The 18808-nt window shown below is 38.5% G+C and carries 19 protein-coding genes; all 19 read left to right on the top strand.

Annotated elements, in window-relative coordinates; genetic code table 11:
• Window positions 1-86: 86 nt before the first annotated feature.
• The 19 genes from hemW (at window position 87) to EPL02_RS17445 (ending at window position 18720) form a co-directional block, all read left to right on the top strand.
• On the top strand, window positions 87-1226 hold the full coding sequence (hemW, locus tag EPL02_RS17535; RefSeq protein ID WP_094910850.1) for a radical SAM family heme chaperone HemW: 1140 nt from the start codon (window positions 87-89) through the stop codon (window positions 1224-1226).
• Between the two features lie 85 nt (window positions 1227-1311).
• Window positions 1312-2340 carry a heat-inducible transcriptional repressor HrcA gene (gene hrcA / locus EPL02_RS17530; protein WP_094910849.1) on the top strand — a complete coding sequence of 343 codons (1029 nt, stop codon included), beginning with the start codon at window positions 1312-1314 and terminating at the stop codon, window positions 2338-2340.
• 89 nt (window positions 2341-2429) lie between these two features.
• A complete protein-coding gene (gene grpE, locus EPL02_RS17525; protein WP_434223150.1) occupies window positions 2430-2999 on the top strand; it encodes a nucleotide exchange factor GrpE in 570 nt (189 codons plus the stop codon).
• Window positions 3000-3031: 32 nt separating this feature from the next.
• Window positions 3032-4852, top strand: a complete 1821-nt coding sequence (gene dnaK, locus EPL02_RS17520) for a molecular chaperone DnaK (protein WP_094910847.1) — start codon at window positions 3032-3034, stop codon at window positions 4850-4852.
• Between the two features lie 211 nt (window positions 4853-5063).
• Window positions 5064-6191: a molecular chaperone DnaJ gene (gene dnaJ / locus EPL02_RS17515; RefSeq protein WP_094910846.1), complete on the top strand. Its 1128-nt coding sequence runs from the start codon at window positions 5064-5066 to the stop codon at window positions 6189-6191.
• Between the two features lie 94 nt (window positions 6192-6285).
• Window positions 6286-7227 carry a 50S ribosomal protein L11 methyltransferase gene (prmA, locus tag EPL02_RS17510; RefSeq protein ID WP_094910920.1) on the top strand — a complete coding sequence of 314 codons (942 nt, stop codon included), beginning with the start codon at window positions 6286-6288 and terminating at the stop codon, window positions 7225-7227.
• 19 nt (window positions 7228-7246) lie between these two features.
• Complete coding sequence (locus tag EPL02_RS17505; RefSeq protein WP_131888311.1) at window positions 7247-7996, top strand: 16S rRNA (uracil(1498)-N(3))-methyltransferase; 750 nt, start codon at window positions 7247-7249, stop codon at window positions 7994-7996.
• Between the two features lie 5 nt (window positions 7997-8001).
• Window positions 8002-9363 carry a tRNA (N(6)-L-threonylcarbamoyladenosine(37)-C(2))-methylthiotransferase MtaB gene (gene mtaB, locus EPL02_RS17500; RefSeq protein WP_131888310.1) on the top strand — a complete coding sequence of 454 codons (1362 nt, stop codon included), beginning with the start codon at window positions 8002-8004 and terminating at the stop codon, window positions 9361-9363.
• A 236-nt stretch (window positions 9364-9599) separates the two neighbouring features.
• Window positions 9600-9773: a 30S ribosomal protein S21 gene (gene rpsU, locus EPL02_RS17495; protein ID WP_003152957.1), complete on the top strand. Its 174-nt coding sequence runs from the start codon at window positions 9600-9602 to the stop codon at window positions 9771-9773.
• An 18-nt stretch (window positions 9774-9791) separates the two neighbouring features.
• Window positions 9792-10235, top strand: a complete 444-nt coding sequence (locus tag EPL02_RS17490; RefSeq protein ID WP_025911644.1) for a GatB/YqeY domain-containing protein — start codon at window positions 9792-9794, stop codon at window positions 10233-10235.
• Between the two features lie 173 nt (window positions 10236-10408).
• Window positions 10409-11719, top strand: a complete 1311-nt coding sequence (locus EPL02_RS17485; protein WP_483295841.1) for an NfeD family protein — start codon at window positions 10409-10411, stop codon at window positions 11717-11719.
• A complete protein-coding gene (floA, locus tag EPL02_RS17480) occupies window positions 11719-12702 on the top strand; it encodes a flotillin-like protein FloA (RefSeq protein WP_094910843.1) in 984 nt (327 codons plus the stop codon). The genes EPL02_RS17485 and floA overlap by 1 nt, the downstream gene beginning before the upstream one ends.
• Before the next feature lie 14 nt (window positions 12703-12716).
• On the top strand, window positions 12717-13208 hold the full coding sequence (locus EPL02_RS17475) for a hypothetical protein (RefSeq protein WP_094910842.1): 492 nt from the start codon (window positions 12717-12719) through the stop codon (window positions 13206-13208).
• 60 nt (window positions 13209-13268) lie between these two features.
• A complete protein-coding gene (gene yqfC, locus EPL02_RS17470; RefSeq protein WP_025911638.1) occupies window positions 13269-13553 on the top strand; it encodes a sporulation protein YqfC in 285 nt (94 codons plus the stop codon).
• Window positions 13554-13569: 16 nt separating this feature from the next.
• Window positions 13570-14757, top strand: a complete 1188-nt coding sequence (gene yqfD / locus EPL02_RS17465; RefSeq protein WP_094910841.1) for a sporulation protein YqfD — start codon at window positions 13570-13572, stop codon at window positions 14755-14757.
• Between the two features lie 3 nt (window positions 14758-14760).
• Window positions 14761-15732 (top strand): PhoH family protein, encoded by a 972-nt coding sequence (locus EPL02_RS17460; RefSeq protein ID WP_025911635.1) that lies wholly within the window; start codon window positions 14761-14763, stop codon window positions 15730-15732.
• Between the two features lie 66 nt (window positions 15733-15798).
• Entirely contained in the window at window positions 15799-17892 is a 2094-nt protein-coding gene (locus EPL02_RS17455; RefSeq protein WP_434223169.1) for an HD family phosphohydrolase, read from the top strand.
• Window positions 17889-18359, top strand: a complete 471-nt coding sequence (gene ybeY / locus EPL02_RS17450) for an rRNA maturation RNase YbeY (protein ID WP_094910839.1) — start codon at window positions 17889-17891, stop codon at window positions 18357-18359. Before EPL02_RS17455 ends, ybeY begins: the two co-directional genes overlap by 4 nt.
• Window positions 18337-18720: a diacylglycerol kinase family protein gene (locus tag EPL02_RS17445; protein WP_350019625.1), complete on the top strand. Its 384-nt coding sequence runs from the start codon at window positions 18337-18339 to the stop codon at window positions 18718-18720. The genes ybeY and EPL02_RS17445 overlap by 23 nt, the downstream gene beginning before the upstream one ends.
• The last annotated feature ends 88 nt before the right edge of the window (window positions 18721-18808 follow it).

Genomic DNA, 18808 nt, shown 5'->3' with positions numbered 1-18808 from the left:
ATTAAAGGCGCGTTACGATAAAAATACCGCAGAGAGCATCTGCGGTATTTTTATCATTTACTTTAACTATTTTGAGGTGGAAGACGATGATTGAAGCAGCTTATTTGCATATTCCTTTTTGTCATCATATTTGTCACTACTGTGACTTTAATAAAGTATTTTTCAAAAATCAGCCGGTTATGCCTTATCTAGAAAAAATGAGGGACGAGATGAGGCATACAGTAGCAAAATATCCTGCTAATCAATTAAGGACAATTTTTGTTGGTGGAGGAACTCCAACAGCTCTCGATGAGAAGCAGTTGACTTACTTTTTAGAATCGATTCACGAATCATTTCCGGTTCAAAATGTAAAAGAGTTTACGTTTGAAGCAAACCCAAATGAGCTGACAGCAGAGAAATTACGAGTTTTACATGCGTACGGTGTAGACCGCTTAAGTATTGGAGTTCAAACATTTAACGAAAAGCTCCTTGAAAAAATTGGACGTGTTCACAGTAACCAACAAGCATTTCAAGCCGTTGATGAAGCTAGAAAGATAGGGTTTGAAAATATCAGCTTAGATCTCATGTACAGCTTGCCTGGTCAAACGATTTCTGATTTTAAAGAAACGCTTGATATTGCGTTCTCAATGGACGTAGAGCATATCTCTGCTTATTCTTTAATCATTGAGCCTAAAACAGTATTTTATAACTTGATGAATAAAGGACAGCTTCGCGTGCCTTCCCAGGAAGATGAAGCGTTCATGTACGAGATGTTAATGGATGAGATGGAGAAGCACGGATATTCTCAATATGAGATTAGCAATTTTGCTCGCTTGGGCTACGAAAGCCTTCATAACCTCACATATTGGGATAATAATGATTACTACGGAATAGGAGCAGGAGCACATAGTTATATTGATGGAATTAGACGGTCTAATATTGCACCATTGAAAAAATATATGCAAACTATTACGGAAACAAAGAGTGCCTGCTTAGATGAAATTTCTGTTTCTAAAGTGGAAAGAATGGAAGAGGAAATGTTTTTAGGGCTGCGCAAAACAGATGGTGTGAATAAAGCTAATTTTTATGACAAGTATAAAGTAGAAATGAATGAAGTTTTTTCAAAACCGATACAAGAGTATGTTAACAAAGGGCTGCTTGAAGAGACAGACAGTTCGCTAAGATTAACAAAAAAAGGGCGCTTTCTAGGAAATGAAGTATTCCAGGCATTTATTGGTGGAATCTAATCGTTGACATGACCCATGATGATTTGGTAATTTATTATTAGATTTAGCACTCAAGCTTTTAGAGTGCTAACAGAGGTGATGAAACGTGCTTACTGATCGACAGCTATTAATTTTACAAGTCATAATTGATGATTTTATTCGATCTGCACAGCCTGTTGGCTCTCGTACACTTTCTAAAAAAAGTGAGATTAATTTTAGCTCAGCAACAATTCGCAATGAAATGTCTGATTTAGAAGAGCTTGGCTTTATTGAAAAAACTCATACATCTTCAGGGCGCGTTCCGTCTGAAAAAGGATATCGCTATTATGTGGATCATTTATTGTCTCCGCAGCTATTAACGGATGAAGATATTTCAACGGTTAATTCTCTTTTTGCTGAACGCGTTGTTGAGCTGGAAGAGATTGTACAAAAATCTGCTCAGATTTTATCAGATTTAACAAGCCTAACGTCAATTGTTCTTGGCCCTAAAGCGGTAACCAATAAGCTGAAGCAGCTGCAAATTTTGCCGCTAACTGAAGAATCAGCCGTTGCTATTATTGTTACAGATGCAGGTCACGTACAGCATCGTACAATTACTTTACCTGCTGGAATTGGCGCATCAGATATTGAAAAGATGGTCAATATTTTAAACGATAAGTTAGTGGGCGTTCGGATTACTGAGCTACATGATAAGATGTACAAAGAAGTAGCGTTATTGCTAAAGAATCATATTCGAGGGTATAAAGAAACGATGACGATTTTAAACGATGCATTAAAGCTAAACACAAGCGGTAAAATGGTTATCGGTGGAAAAACGAATATGTTTGCTCAACCTGAGTTTCATAACATCGATAAAATTCGTGATTTATTCACTATTATTGAACATGAAAAAGAGTTTTCGCAGCTTTTAACGTCTAGCAAATCTGGTATTCACGTTAAAATTGGTCGTGAAAATGAAGTGAACGAAATGGCTGATTGCAGTTTAATTACCGCTACGTATTCGTTTGGTGAAGAACAAATTGGTACCATTGCTTTACTAGGTCCGACTCGCATGGAATATGCGCGAGCTATTAGCTTAATGACATTGTTATCTTCCGATATGTCCCGCTTATTAACGAATTTATACAAGCAATAAAAATATAAGGAAAGTGCTGGAAGATATTGCTTCCTGCCTTTCCTATGATAAAATAGACAGCGGCATGAACGTGCTCTAACTTTAAGGAGGTGAAGGAATTGTCAAACGAAAAGCAAGTAGAAGAACAAGTAGAAGAAGTAGTACAAGAAACTGTAGATACAGAAAATCAGCAAGAAGAAACTGTTGAAGAATCTGCAGAGGCTACTCTTCAAACACAAATTGACCAATTAAAGCAACAGCTTGAAGAACAGGAAAATAGATATGTACGTCTACAAGCTGATTTCGATAATTTCCGTCGTCGTTCTCGTCTTGATGCAGAAGCAGCACAGAAGTATCGTGCGCAATCTTTAGTGACAGACATCTTACCAGCACTGGATAACTTTGACCGTGCTCTACAGGTGAACACAGAAGATGAGAACACGAAGTCTGTAATGAAAGGTGTAGAAATGGTTTACCGTCAATTAGTTGAGGCACTTCAAAAAGAAGGTGTTGAGGCAATTGAATCTGTTGGAAAACCGTTCGACCCTTATGAACATCAAGCTGTTATGCAAGTAGAAGATGAGGCGTATGAATCAAATACAGTCGTAGAAGAACTTCAAAAAGGGTATAAGCTAAAGGATAAAATTATTCGCCCTGCAATGGTAAAAGTAAATCAATAAAATTATTACATAAAACAAGGAGGTTATTTTACATGAGTAAAATCATTGGTATCGACTTAGGTACAACGAACTCTTGTGTCGCTGTCTTAGAAGGCGGCGAGCCAAAAGTAATCCCAAATCCAGAAGGAAATCGTACAACACCATCTGTTGTTGCGTTTAAAAACGGTGAGCGTCAAGTTGGGGAAGTAGCAAAGCGTCAAGCAATTACAAATCCAAACACAATCATCTCAATTAAACGTCACATGGGTACAGATCACAAAGTAGAAGCTGAAGGAAAAGAGTATACACCTCAAGAAATGTCAGCAATTATTCTGCAACATTTAAAAGGATATGCAGAGGAGTACTTAGGTGAGCCTGTAACAAAAGCAGTTATCACGGTTCCTGCATACTTTAACGATGCTGAGCGTCAAGCAACAAAAGATGCTGGTAAAATTGCTGGTTTAGAAGTTGAGCGTATTATCAACGAACCAACAGCGGCTGCTCTTGCATACGGGTTAGAAAAAACAGACGAAGACCAAACTGTACTTGTATACGACTTAGGTGGAGGTACGTTTGACGTATCAATTCTAGAGCTAGGAGATGGCGTATTCGAAGTGCGCTCAACTGCTGGTGACAACCGCCTTGGTGGAGATGATTTTGACCAAGTAATCATCGACTACTTAGTAGCAGAGTTTAAAAAAGAAAATGGCATTGATTTAGCTAAAGATAAAATGGCACTTCAACGTCTAAAAGATGCTGCTGAAAAAGCGAAAAAAGATTTATCTGGTGTAACTTCTACACAAGTTTCACTACCGTTTATCACAGCTGGCGAAGCTGGACCACTTCACTTAGAAGTAACGCTATCACGTGCGAAGTTTGAAGAATTATCTGCAGACCTAGTAGAGCGTACAATGGCTCCAGTACGTCAAGCCTTACAAGATGCTGGTCTTTCTGCAAGTGAGCTAGATAAAGTAATTTTAGTTGGTGGTTCTACTCGTATCCCAGCGGTGCAAGAAGCCATTAAAAAAGAAACTGGTAAAGAGCCTCATAAAGGTGTAAACCCTGATGAAGTTGTTGCTTTAGGTGCAGCAATTCAAGGTGGAGTATTAACTGGTGATGTAAAAGACGTAGTGTTATTAGACGTAACGCCACTATCTTTAGGAATTGAAACAATGGGCGGCGTATTCACAAAGCTAATTGAGCGCAACACAACAATTCCTACAAGTAAATCACAAGTATTCTCAACAGCAGCTGATAACCAAACGGCTGTAGACATTCACGTACTTCAAGGTGAGCGTCCGATGTCAGCTGATAACAAAACGTTAGGTCGTTTCCAATTAACGGACATTCCACCAGCTCCACGTGGTGTACCTCAAATCGAAGTAAGCTTTGATATTGATAAGAACGGTATCGTAAACGTACGTGCAAAAGATTTAGGTACAAATAAAGAGCAAGCAATTACAATTAAGTCTTCTACTGGTTTATCAGATGATGAAATTGAACGCATGGTAAAAGAAGCAGAAGATAACGCAGATGCAGATAAACAACGTAAAGAAGAAGTTGAATTACGCAATGAAGCAGATCAACTTGTATTTACAACTGAAAAAACGTTGAAAGACCTTGAAGGTAAGGTTGAAGAAGCTGAAGTAGCAAAAGCTAACGAAGCAAAAGAGGCGTTAAAAGCTGCAATCGAAAAGAATGACCTTGAAGAAATCAAAGCGAAAAAAGATGAGCTTCAAGAAGTTGTTCAAGCTTTAACGGTGAAAATGTATGAGCAAGCTCAACAAGCTCAGCAAGCAGCTGGTGGCGAAGGCGCTCAAAATGATGATGTTGTAGATGCAGAGTTTGAAGAAGTAAACGACGATAAAAAATAATGCATCTTGACGACTAATGTGAAGGACGCCACGGTGCAATTCACAGGATTTTAAAAGTCAAAGTCAAGCTATCTCTTGGCTTTGACTTTTTTAACGTACAAAAATAGCAATTCACAATAGGTTCGGTGTATCGCTTAACTTTTCTGTTGCGATGAAAAGATTAATGATGATACAATTACGTTTATGTGAAACGATTCGGGAGTGAGTATTGATGAGTAAGCGAGATTACTATGAAGTACTCGGCATCAGCAAAGGCGCTACAAAAGATGAGATTAAAAAAGCGTATCGTAAGCTTTCAAAAAAATATCATCCGGATATTAATAAAGCCGAGGATGCTGCAGAGCAATTTAAAGAAGTCAAAGAAGCATATGAAGTGTTAAGTGATGACCAAAAGAAAGCACACTATGATCAATTTGGTCATGCTGATCCAAACCAGGGCTTTGGTGGTTTTGGCGGAGGTTCAGACTTTGGCGGTTTTGGCTTTGAAGATATTTTTAGTTCAATCTTTGGTGGCGGAGGTCGTAGAAGAGACCCTAATGCTCCAAGGCAAGGTGCCGATTTACAGTACACGATGACATTATCGTTTGAAGAGGCGGTATTCGGAAAAGAAACAACTATTGAAATTCCTCGTGAAGAAACGTGTGACACATGTAACGGATCGGGTGCAAAGCCAGGTACAAAAGTCAGCACGTGTTCACATTGTAACGGTTCTGGACAATTAAATGTAGAACAAAACACGCCGTTTGGTCGTGTAGTAAACCGTCGTGCTTGCCATCATTGTAATGGGACTGGTAAGAAAATTGAGCAAAAATGTTCAACATGCCACGGTGAAGGCAAAGTAACAAAACGTCGTAAAATTAATGTGAAAATCCCAGCTGGTGTGGATGATGGCCAACAGCTTCGTGTGAGTGGTCAAGGAGAACCAGGTGCAAATGGCGGTCCATCTGGAGACTTATACGTTGTGTTTAACGTTCGATCACATGAGCTCTTTGAGCGTGACGGTGATGATATTTATTGTGAAATGCCATTAACCTTTGCACAAGCTGCATTGGGAGATGAAGTGGAAGTACCGACGCTACATGGAAAAGTAAAGCTGAAAATTCCTGCAGGTACTCAAACGGGTACAAGGTTCCGACTAAAAGGAAAAGGAGTAGCAAACGTTCGAGGATATGGTCAGGGTGACCAACATATTCATGTGCGCGTTGTTACACCAACAAAGCTCTCTGAGAAACAAAAACAATTAATTCGAGAGTTCGCAGAGTTAAGCGGACAAGAAGCAGTTGATGAGCAACACGATTCTTTCTTTGCAAAAGTAAAGAGAGCAATTAAAGGCGAATAATAAACATTGACAGGTTGGTAAAATGCTTTACCAACCTGTCAGCTGTGATAAAACAAAATAAAGCGAAAAAACAGAAGGGATGAAGTTGGTAGAGATGAAATGGTCTGAAATTTGTATTCATACGACACAGGAAGCGATTGAACCAATCTCACATATTTTACATGAATCAGGAGCAAGCGGTGTTGTAATCGAAGATCCAGCAGATTTAATAAAAGAGAGGGATACAACTTTTGGGGAAATCTACCAGCTTAATGCCGATGATTACCCTGAAGAAGGTGTAATCGTAAAGGCATACCTTCCTGTAAACAGCTTCTTAGGTGAGACGGTTGAAGGTATTAAAGAAGCTATTAATGGCTTGTTAGTTTATGATTTTGATTTAGGTGCAAACAAAGTGACAATCAGTGAGGTAAATGAAGAAGAGTGGGCTACTGCTTGGAAGAAATACTATCATCCTGTAAAAATATCTGAGCGTTTTACAATTGTTCCTACTTGGGAAAACTATGAAAAAGTCAACACAGATGAATTAATTATTGAATTAGATCCAGGGATGGCGTTTGGAACAGGGACCCACCCAACAACAGTCATGTCGTTGCAAGGACTTGAGCGAACGGTTAAAGAAAATGATACGGTTATTGATGTCGGAACAGGTTCTGGTGTTTTGAGTATTGGTGCAGCAATGCTTGGTGCGAAATCTGTAAGAGCGCTTGACCTTGATGAAGTAGCGGTTCGTTCAGCTCGTTTAAACGTAAAGCTAAACAAAGTGCAAGGTGCTGTAACGGTTGCTCAAAACAACCTTTTAAATAATATTGAAGGTCCTGTAGACGTTGTTGTTGCAAATATTTTAGCAGAAATTATCGTTCGTTTTGTTGACGATGCATATGCAGTTTTGAAGCCAGGCGGTTCGTTTATTACATCAGGTATTATTAGTGCTAAGAAAGAAGAAGTAAAAGAAGCCCTTGTGAAAGCTGGATTTGTTATTGAAGAAGTGACAATGATGGAAGATTGGGTAGCTATTATTGCAACTAAACAAGCTTGATAAGTGAGAAGGTGTAGCTGTGCAACGTTATTTTTTAAAAAATGATCAATTTGTTGATAGAACGGTGAAAATTACTGATTCAGATGCTCACCACATCCAGCGAGTGATGAGAATGTCAGAAGGAGAACGCGTTATTTGTTGTAATGAAAACGGACAAGCGGCTCTTTGTGAGATTGAAATGATTTCCACTGACGAAATCCAAGGATCTATTATAGAATGGTTAAGTGAAGAAAAAGAGATGCCTGTGACAGTTACGATTGTGAGCGGGTTGCCTAAAGGGGATAAGCTTGAGCTTATTATTCAAAAAGGGACAGAACTTGGCGCAACGAAGTTTATCCCTTTTATTGCGGATCGCTCCATTGTGAAATGGGACGAGAAAAAAGGCAAAAAGAAATTAGAGAGATGGAACAAAATTGCAAAGGAAGCTGCAGAGCAATCCCACCGTACCACAGTGCCAGCTGTTGATAGTCCCATGACTTTAAAACAGCTTGTTGCAGCAAGTGAATATACGCATAAAATCGTAGCGTATGAAGAAGTAGCTAAGCAAGGTGAAGCTTCTAATTTGCATCATGTTTTATCTCATCTGCAGTCTGGTGATTCTCTTTTGGTTGTTATTGGACCAGAAGGTGGATTGACAGAACAAGAAGTTGCGTTTTTAGAAGAACATCAATTTACTAAATGTGGATTCGGTCCTCGAATTTTACGTGCAGAAACAGCACCGCTATACGTGCTATCTGCTATATCATATCAAACTGAGTTAATGGGGTGAATACAATGCCAACAGTTGCTTTCCACACATTAGGGTGTAAAGTGAATCACTATGAAACAGAAGCTATTTGGCAGTTGTTTAAAGGAGCTAACTACGATCGCGTAGAATATGAGCAAACTGCTGATGTATATGTTATCAATACCTGTACGGTAACGAACACAGGTGATAAAAAAAGTCGTCAAGTAATTCGTCGTGCAATTCGTAAAAACCCAGATGCGGTTATTTGTGTAACGGGTTGTTACGCACAAACATCACCAGCAGAAATAATGGCGATTCCTGGCGTGGATATTGTTGTAGGTACACAGGATCGTGTAAAGATGCTAGATTACATTGAACAATTTAAGCAAGAGCGTCAGCCGATTAACGGTGTAGGAAACATCATGAAAACACGTGTATATGAAGAGTTAGATGTACCGGCTTTCACAGACCGTACACGTGCATCTTTGAAAATTCAAGAAGGTTGTAACAATTTCTGTACGTTTTGTATTATTCCTTGGGCAAGAGGCTTAATGCGTTCACGTGATCCAAAAGAAGTTGTAGCGCAAGCTCAACAATTAGTAGATGCTGGTTATAAAGAGATTGTGTTAACAGGAATTCATACAGGTGGCTATGGTGAAGATATGAAAGATTATAATCTTTCACAGCTACTACGTGATTTAGAGTCTCAAGTAAAAGGATTAAAACGTATCCGTATTTCATCAATTGAAGCTAGTCAGATTACAGACGAAGTTATTGACGTGTTGGATAAATCTGAAATGGTTGTTCGCCATTTACACGTTCCCCTTCAATCTGGATCAAATACAGTGTTAAAACGCATGCGTCGTAAGTACACAATGGAATTCTTCGGAGAGCGTTTGACTCGCTTAAAAGAAGCGTTACCAGGTCTTGCGATTACATCTGATGTAATTGTAGGATTCCCTGGTGAAACAGAAGATGAATTTATGGAAACATATAACTTCATTAAAGAGCATAAATTCTCAGAGCTTCACGTGTTCCCGTACTCTAAGCGTACAGGTACACCGGCTGCTCGTATGGATGACCAAATTGATGAAGAAGTGAAAAACGAGCGCGTACATCGCTTAATTGAACTTTCAAATCAACTGGCAAAAGAGTATGCGTCGGAATTTGAAGGTGAAGTGTTGGAAGTGATTCCAGAAGAACGTTACAAAGAAGAGTCAAATAGCAATTTGTATGTGGGTTATACGGATAACTATTTGAAAGTAGTGTTCCCAGCAACGGAAGAAATGGTTGGAAAGCTTGTTAAAGTGAAAATCTCTAAAGCAGGTTACCCTTATAATGAAGGTGAATTTGTCCGCGTGATGGATGAGGTAGAAATGCCAACTGATCGCGTTAAACTAAGTTCTTAATTTTAAAGAATGCACGTGGATTTGCAGAATAAAGTAAATCTGCGTGCATCAGCTTTATAACTACTTGAAAAAATGGGTATGGTTTAATAAGTGAATTCATAAAATACAATTGAATGGGTTTATTACTTTATTTAAACTGGTTGACCTTAAGAGTTCATTATATTATAATGGCAAAAGACATGTCTAACACATGTCATTATGATGTTAGTGGTTTTGTTCGGAGGGAGGGAATTAGAATGTCAAAAACAGTTGTTCGTAAAAACGAATCGCTTGAAGATGCTCTTCGTCGCTTCAAACGTTCAGTTTCAAAAACTGGTACGTTACAAGAAGCAAGAAAGCGCGAATTCTATGAAAAGCCTAGCGTAAAGCGTAAGAAGAAATCTGAAGCTGCTAGAAAGCGCAAGTTCTAATAAGAGGGTGGATTTATTATGAGTCTTCTCGAGCGTTTAAATAGTGATATGAAGCAAGCGATGAAAAACAAAGAGAAAGAGAAGCTAACCGTGATTCGCATGGTAAAAGCATCTCTTCAAAATGAAGCCATTAAGTTGGGCCACGATCTAACTGAAGCAGACGAGTTGACGGTTATTTCTCGCGAATTCAAACAACGTAAAGACTCCCTCCATGAATTTGAGAAAGCAGGTCGTCAAGATCTTGTTGATAAAATTCATTCTGAATTAGTTATATTAGAAGCTTATGCGCCTAAGCAACTAAGTGAAGAAGAGTTAAGCGAATTGATTAAAGCAACGATTGAAGAAACGCAGTCTTCCTCTAAAGCTGATATGGGGAAAGTTATGGGAGCGCTTATGCCTAAAGTGAAAGGTAAAGCTGATGGCTCTCTTGTAAATAAGCTTGTTCTTCAACACTTATCGTAAAAAACACCTTACACACGTAAGGTGTTTTTTATATGTCTCTATCAATTAATACATAAAATAGTTTCAAAAACTTGAAACTATTTGTAAAGTTAATCGTATAAAAAGATAAGCACTCATATGATGCAAAGAGAGGAGGGGTGATAGGATAAGTGAAAAAAATAACTTTAAGCATCATTGCCGCTACGTTCATCATACTTTGTTTTTTACCGCAAACCTTAACTGCTAATTCAAAAAAAGTATACGTAATCCCAGTTGAAGATACGGTCGAAAAAGGCCTTTTAGCCTTTTTAAATCGCAGCATTAAAGAAGCTGAAGCTGAACAGGCTGAATTGATTGTATTAGATATTAATACCCCTGGTGGAGCCGTAGATGCCGCTTCTGACATTGGAAAGAGTATTACAAAAACGGACATTCCCATTGTTGCTTTTGTCAATAAGAAAGCATTGTCTGCAGGAGCATACATTGCATTAAACGCTGATCAAATTTATATGACTCCTGGATCAACGATGGGTTCTGCAGCCGTTATTGATGGATCTGGCAACGCAGCAGATGATAAGGCACAGTCTTACTGGCTGTCTGCAATGAAAAGTGCCGCTGAGCAAAATGGACGTGATCCTAAATATGCAATGGCAATGGCAGATAAATCAATTGAGCTGCCAGAGCTGGACATAACGAATAAAGAACTATTGACGCTGACCCCAAAACAAGCCGAAGACGTACAATACTCTGAAGGTACAGTTGCTAATTTAAACGAGCTATTAAATAAATTAGGCTATGAAAAATCGGATGTGATTACAACAAAGGTTAGTTGGGCAGAGCATATTGCTCGTTTTGTTACCAATCCAGTAGTCGTACCGATTTTGCTGTCAATAGGAGGGCTAGGTTTAGTGATCGAGTTATATACGCCAACGTTTGGTTTAGCTGGATCTATGGGAATTGGTGCGCTACTTCTATTCTTTTATGGTCATCTTGTAGCAGGGTTAGCAGGAATGGAAGCAATTATTGTATTTATTATTGGAATAGTTCTTCTATTACTCGAGCTTTTTTTACCGGGTGGAATACTGGGAATCATTGGGTTAGGGGCTATCTTTATTAGCTTCTTTCTTACTACGGACAACTACATGCAAATGGGCGTGTCACTAATCATTGCTTGTGCTGTTGCTTTGGGAGGAGCGTTTGTTATGGTGAAATTTTTTGGTAAGAGAATGAAAACGTTGAGAAAAATGGTTTTAAGTGATTCATTGAATACCGAATCGGGTTATGTTTCAAACCAAAATCGTTATGAACTAATTGGTAAAGAAGGAATAACGGTTACACCACTTCGACCATCTGGTACAGTTTCCATTGATGATGAATACATCGATGTAGTATCAGAAGGGAATTATTTGGCAAAAGATGTTAAAGTGAAAGTGATGAAAGTAGAAGGGTCACGAGTTGTTGTACGTAAAGTGAAAGATTTACCAACTGAGGAGGAAATTAAATAATGGAACCAGGTAGCTTATTATTTTTTGTGGGAATTGGCTTAGCAATCATTTTATTAGCCGTGTTCTTTACGTTTGTACCGGTAATGCTGTGGATTTCAGCATTAGCAGCAGGTGTACGAATTAGTATTTTTACACTAGTGGGAATGAGATTACGTCGCGTTATTCCATCTCGCGTTGTAAATCCTTTAATTAAGGCAAGTAAAGCTGGATTGGATGTTTCAACAAATCAGCTAGAGAGTCACTATTTAGCAGGTGGTAACGTTGACCGCGTTGTTAATGCGTTAATCGCTGCTCAACGTGCAAATATTGAGTTATCGTTTGAGCGCGGAGCTGCTATTGATTTAGCTGGGCGTAATGTATTAGAAGCTGTTCAAATGAGCGTTAACCCAAAAGTAATTGAAACACCATTCATTTCAGGTGTTGCGATGGATGGTATTGAAGTAAAAGCAAAAGCTCGTATTACAGTACGTGCAAACATCGATCGTTTAGTAGGGGGAGCTGGAGAAGAGACAGTTATTGCTCGTGTTGGTGAAGGAATTGTTTCTACCATTGGTTCTCAGCAAGACCATAAAAAGGTGTTAGAAAACCCGGATATGATTTCACAAACTGTTTTAACAAAAGGATTAGATTCAGGCACAGCTTTTGAAATCCTATCGATTGATATTGCAGATATTGATATCGGTAAAAACATCGGTGCCGTTCTTCAAATTGATCAAGCAGAAGCTGACAAAAATATTGCACAAGCAAAAGCGGAAGAACGTCGTGCAATGGCTGTAGCGCAAGAGCAAGAGATGCGTGCAAAAGTAGAAGAGATGCGTGCAAAAGTAGTAGAAGCAGAAGCGGAAGTTCCGTTAGCAATGGCAGAAGCACTACGCTCTGGCAATCTTGGCGTGATGGATTATATGAATATCCGAAACATTGATGCAGATACAGATATGAGAGACTCTATCGGTAAAATGGGACAGGATGAAGAAGAGAAGTAAGGAGGACTCTCCTCATGAACGTAATTCAAGGTATATTTGAATTTATTATCGGAAATCTCTTTCTTGTTATCATCGTCGGAGGCTTTATTTTAAACGTTATTCAACGTTATATTGGTTCGGGTGCAGAGGATCAAGAAAAACGTCCACAGCGTCAGCCAATGCCTCCTGTTGGTAATCCTACTTCTAGAGAAGAGAGAAATCGTCCGCAACGAATACCGTACCGTCCTTCTGATCGTGATGAAAAGGAAACGGTAGTAGAAGTTAGGAAAGATATGCAAGAAGAAGCTCAAGCAGTTCGTAATGAGCTTCAAGAAAAGCTTGAACAGCTAAAAACCCAAAGGGAAATGCCGAAGCGAGCTGTCGGAGGCTCATCTCTAACCATCGACAAGAAGCAGAGAACGTCTACTCGTCCTGTTGCATTTTCAAAGAAATCAGCAGTTCAAGGAGTTATTTGGTCGGAAGTACTAGGACCACCAAAGTCGAAAAGACAAAGTTATAAAAGATAAATAGATGTGATACATTAACCCCCTTTCTCATAAACATGAGATGAAAGGGGGTTCTTTTTTATGAGCAAAACATGGAGACAGCAAATGAAAAGATGGATGACGAAAACGATGGAACTACCCGCTGATGTGTTAATGGATCTTCCTCGGATTACGTTAGTTGGACAAATACACATATATATTGAAAATCATAAAGGTTTATTAGCCTTTTCTGATACTGAAATACGAGTGTTGTTAAAGCAGGGACAAATGCTAGTCCGCGGTGAAGGACTCGTGATAAAGGTGATTTTACCTGAAGAATTAGTATTAGAAGGGAAAATTAATCAAGTTCTTTATTTAGAACAGTAGGGGTAGGAGGAACATAATGAAGAATGGATGGACAAACTTTATTATTGGAACCGTGCGAATTCGAATTGTTGGAAAAGGCATTGAACGTTTTGTGAATTTATGCGTACGCCAAGGAATTATGGTCTCTCATGTCAAAAAAGTAGAAGAGGGCTGTATTACAGCCACTATTTTGTTGAAAGATGTTAAAAAAATTCGTATACTGATTCGAAAAGCTGACTGCAAAATTTATTTTGTACGTCGGCAAGGCTTTCCTTTTTTAACAAAAACAATGTGGAGAAACAGCGGGTTTGTCTTAGGTTTTCTTTCTTTTTTTCTTTTGCTCACGCTGCTATCTAATATGATATGGAAAGTTGAAATAACTGGAGCTTCTCCAGAAACAGAATATGAAATGACCAAGAAGCTAAAGGAAGTGGGCGTTAAGAGAGGGGAATTTCAATTTTTACTAGGTAGCCCTGAACAAATACAGCGTTACTTAACCGATTCTATGAATAACATCACATGGGTCGGTGTAGAGGTTAAAGGAACTTCTTATCACTTTCAAGTGGTTGAGAAAAATGAGCCAAAACCCCAAGAGAAATCTTCTTACCAGCACTTAGTTGCAGCAAAAAAAGCAACGATTACAAAAATGTTTGTGGAGAAAGGACAATCTTTGGTAAAAGTAAACGATGTGGTTAATGAAGGTGAGGTGCTGGTTTCTGGAATTATTGGCAATGAGAAAAATAAGAAGGTTGTATCAGCTAAAGGAGAAGTTTACGGGGAAACATGGTACAAGTCTGAAGTAGAAGTTCCACTTGAGACTAATTTTCATGTGCTAACAGGAGAATCCTATAGTAAGCATTACTTAGATTTAAGCGCATTTAAAATGCCTCTTTGGGCGTTTTCAAAAGAAAAGTATAGAACAACAAAAGTTGAAAAAGAAGTAAAGCCGCTGTATTTTTTTAAATGGAAAACACCGCTTTCTTATGAAAAAGTTATTATAAGAGAAGATCAAAGTACAAAACGGGTATACTCTAAACAAGAAGCCGTTGAAAAAGGGCTTGAAACGGGTCGGAAACAATTAAAAGCATTTTTAAGTGAAGATGCTGAAATAAAAGGTGAAAAAGTTTTGCACCAACAACTTGAGAATGGTAAAGTAAAATTATCAATACATTACCAAGTTATAGAAAATATTGCGAGTACCCAACCAATTATTCAAGGAGATTGAGGAATGTCAGAACAGCTAGTAACAATTAACGTACAACTTGACGATTCAAACGAAGCAATTTCTTTATTCGGTGTACAGGATGTTAACTTAAAGAGAATTGAAGAAGAAATGAATGTCAACATCATCTCTCGAGGTGAAACAGTTATTGTTTCAGGTAATCCTGAAGATGTACAAACCGTTGAAGAAATGTTAAAAAAACTAGTAACAATTATTCGTAAAAACATTACAATTTCAGAACGAGATGTTGTCTACGCTATTCAGCTCGCCAAAAAGGGTACGCTGGAGTTTTTTGAAGATGTATACGAAGAAGAGATTGCCAAAAATGTACAAGGCAAGTCAATTCGTGTTAAGACATTGGGACAAAGCCACTATATTTCTGCTATTAAAAAGAATGACCTTGTATTTGGTATTGGACCAGCGGGAACGGGAAAAACGTATTTAGCCGTTGTAATGGCCGTTAATGCTTTGAAAAATGGGTTTGTAAAGCGTATTATCTTAACGCGCCCAGCTGTTGAAGCAGGGGAAAGCTTAGGTTTTCTACCGGGAGATTTAAAGGAAAAGGTGGATCCTTATTTACGACCACTATATGATGCGTTGCACGATGTGTTAGGAACCGAGCACACGCAGCGATTAATCGAAAGGGGCGTAATTGAAATTGCACCGCTTGCTTATATGCGTGGGCGTACCTTAGACGATGCTTTTGTCATTTTAGATGAGGCGCAAAATACAACATTAGCACAGATGAAAATGTTTTTAACTCGATTGGGTTTCGGGTCAAAAATGATTATTACAGGTGACGTATCACAGGTGGACTTGCCTAGAGGTGTGAAGTCTGGTTTAGGGTCAGTTACAAAAATATTAAATAATGTAACAGGCATTTCGTTTATCCATTTAGATCAATCAGATGTTGTTCGTCATCCATTGGTTGGTCGAATTATTCAAGCGTATGACCAATTTGACAAAGAGACCCTTTAATTTAGGGTCTATTTTTTGTAAAAGGGGGAAATTGGTGTGTCAAAGTTTCGGTTTTTGAAACAAACAATGGCACAGATCGAAAAGCTGCGGTTAATTCAACTAGGGTTATATGCTTTAATTGGTCTCATTATGTTTGCGTCTATGTATAGCAATGTAAAGCCAGAAGAATTGGACTTGAGGCTTCTATCGATTTCACCGGAGACGATTTATTCACCTGTGACAATTGAGGATAAAGAGAGTACTGAAAAGAAAAAGGCAGAGGCAAAAGAAGCAGTTGAAGATGTGTATACACAAAAAACAGAATATGCACAAAACCAGGTCGATCTTGTCGCATCTATTTTTGATGCTATTATTGAAGTGAATAAAGAATACGATCAGCTAGAAAATAAAAGCGAAGCAAGCAAACAAGAAATGTTGCAGGATAAGCTTCCGGATAATATTCGCAAGGATCTATCTGACAAGGCAATTAGTGAGCTTTTACAGACGAACAAAGAAGAATTATCGGTTGCCAAAGATGCGGTTGTTACAGCGGTCCATCACGTAATGAAAAACCAAGTCATGATTAGTGACTTAGAAGAAATGAAAGACCAAGCTGAGGGGCAGTTGGTGTATACGACTAATGTAAGTTCTAATCTAAAGGCGGCAATGAATGAAATTGCAAGATCTTCTATTATTCCAAATGTTATTTATGATCCACAAAAAACATCTGAAAATCGCCAGGCAGCAGTTGAGAAAGTAGAGCCTGTAAGAATTAAGCAAGGTCAAATTATTGTGGAAGAAAATCAGCTCATTAATGCCGATATCTACCGCCAGCTTCAGCTTGCTGGGCTGTTAAATAATAAAGGAATGCTGCAGCCGTTTATTGGCTTAAGCTTGTTAATTATTATTATGATTGGCGGAGCAGCTTTTTATTTGCGCGGCTTTCATGCAAATACATATAAGCCACTCCTTTTATATGCGATTATCACGAGCATTACGATTGCTTTAATGAAGATCTTAAGCTTTTTTCAACGAATTGATTTATCTGAAATTGGCTATTTAGCCCCTGTGGCTGTTGGTGGTATTCTGCTGCGAGTGTTAATGAATGAGAAGATTGCGATTATCTCTAGCATACTCTTTGCCATTTGCGGTAGCATTATCTTTAACGGTGAATTGACAACAGCTTTTAATATGAATATAGGGATTTACTTGTTGATTAGTAATATTACAGCCATTTTGTTTTTAATGGACAAACAGCGCAAAGCAAGAGTGCTACAAGCAGGACTTGTTGTTGCACTAATGAATGTTATCGTTAGTCTATCCATTATTTTTATTAAAAATGGTCAGTTAGATACGGTTGAGCTTGGCTACTATAGCTTAATGGCAATGGCATCTGGTATTATTTCTTCAGTATTAGCTATTGGTTTGCTCCCTTTCTTTGAAAGTGGCTTTGGGATTTTATCAACGATGAAACTAATTGAGCTATCTAGTCCCAACCATCCTTTACTGAGAAAAATTTTAACCGAAACGCCGGGTACGTATCATCATAGCGTAATGGTAGCTAACTTGTCAGAGGCCGCTTGTGAAACTATTGGGGCCAACGGCTTGCTCGCACGTGTAGGGGCCTATTATCATGATATTGGTAAGACGAAGCGGCCTCAGTATTTTATTGAAAACCAAATGAATATTCGTAATCCACATGATGCGCTATCTCCAAAAGTTAGTAAAAATATCATCACGTCTCATACAACAGACGGAGCATCTATTTTGCGCAAACATAAGCTACCAAAAGAGATTGTTGATATTGCTGAACAGCATCACGGAACGTCTTTGTTAAAGTTTTTCTATCATAAAGCGCTGGAACAAACAGAAGAAGAGATAAAAGAAGAAGACTATCGTTACGAAGGGCCTAAACCCCAAACAAAAGAAGCCGCCGTCATCTGCATTGCAGACAGCGTAGAGGCTGCTGTGCGTTCAATGCCAAATCCAACCCCAGAAAAAATTGAGAAAATTGTGCGCAGCATTATTAATGACAGGGTTGAAGATAAGCAGTTTATTGAATGTGACATTACATTAAAAGAATTGGAATTAATCAGACAAGCTCTTTGTGAGACGCTAAACGGTATATTCCATTCTCGTATTGAGTATCCTGAATTAAAAAAACAGAAGGTGAAAGCATGAGTTTACTAATTGACTTTATTGATGAAACAAATGAAATAAAAAATGAACAAAAAGAAACATTAGAAGCCTTATTAGCGGTAGCTGCTGCTAAAGAAGGTGTAGAAGATGGAACGGAAGTGTCAATCACGTTTGTAAACAATGAGCGCATTCAAGAAATAAATCGTGAATATCGTGACAAGGACAAACCAACTGATGTTATTTCTTTTGCTTTAGAGGAAATGGGAGAAGGTGAAATTGAAATTTTTGGTGAGGAAATGCCGCGAGTGTTAGGGGATATTATCATTTCTGTCCCAAGAACAATTGAGCAAGCTGAAGAGTATGGCCACTCCTTTATGCGTGAACTAGGTTTTTTAACCGTACATGGGTTTTTACATTTGCTTGGTTATGATCACGAAACGGCTGAAGACGAGAAGCAAATGTTTACACGTCAAAAGGACATTTTAGATGAGTATGGCCTTACGCGATAGGGGAAAAATAAGACGTTTGGTCCGTAGCTTTGGCTATGCAATAGAAGGTTTTAGGTATGTGGTTGCAAAGGAAGCGAACATGAGAATTCACGTTTTGGCTTCTTTTGTAGTCATCCTAGCGAGTTTTTGGTTTCGTATCTCATTAACAGAATGGTTGATTGTTTTACTGTTAATTGCAGGTATGTTTAGCTTGGAACTGATGAACACAGCTGTTGAAAAAACAGTGGATTTAATTACAACTAAACGTCATCCCTTAGCAAAGCACGCAAAGGATGCTGCCGCTGCGGCAGTGTTGGTTTATGCGTGTTTTGCTGTGATTATTGGCATGCTAATCTTTTGGAAATACATCTTCTTTTCATGAGTTGTTTGTATTCCACATATAGCGTTGTGCTATAATGATGCTATAGTAAGATTTTCTTTTTTGACAGCACGCTGAACTTATTACGTGT

The sequence above is a fragment of the Bacillus sp. CBEL-1 genome (assembly GCF_004348885.1).
GTDB classification, from domain to species: domain Bacteria; phylum Bacillota; class Bacilli; order Bacillales; family Bacillaceae_H; genus Priestia; species Priestia aryabhattai_A.
This window is presented reverse-complemented; position numbering and strand designations above follow the sequence as displayed.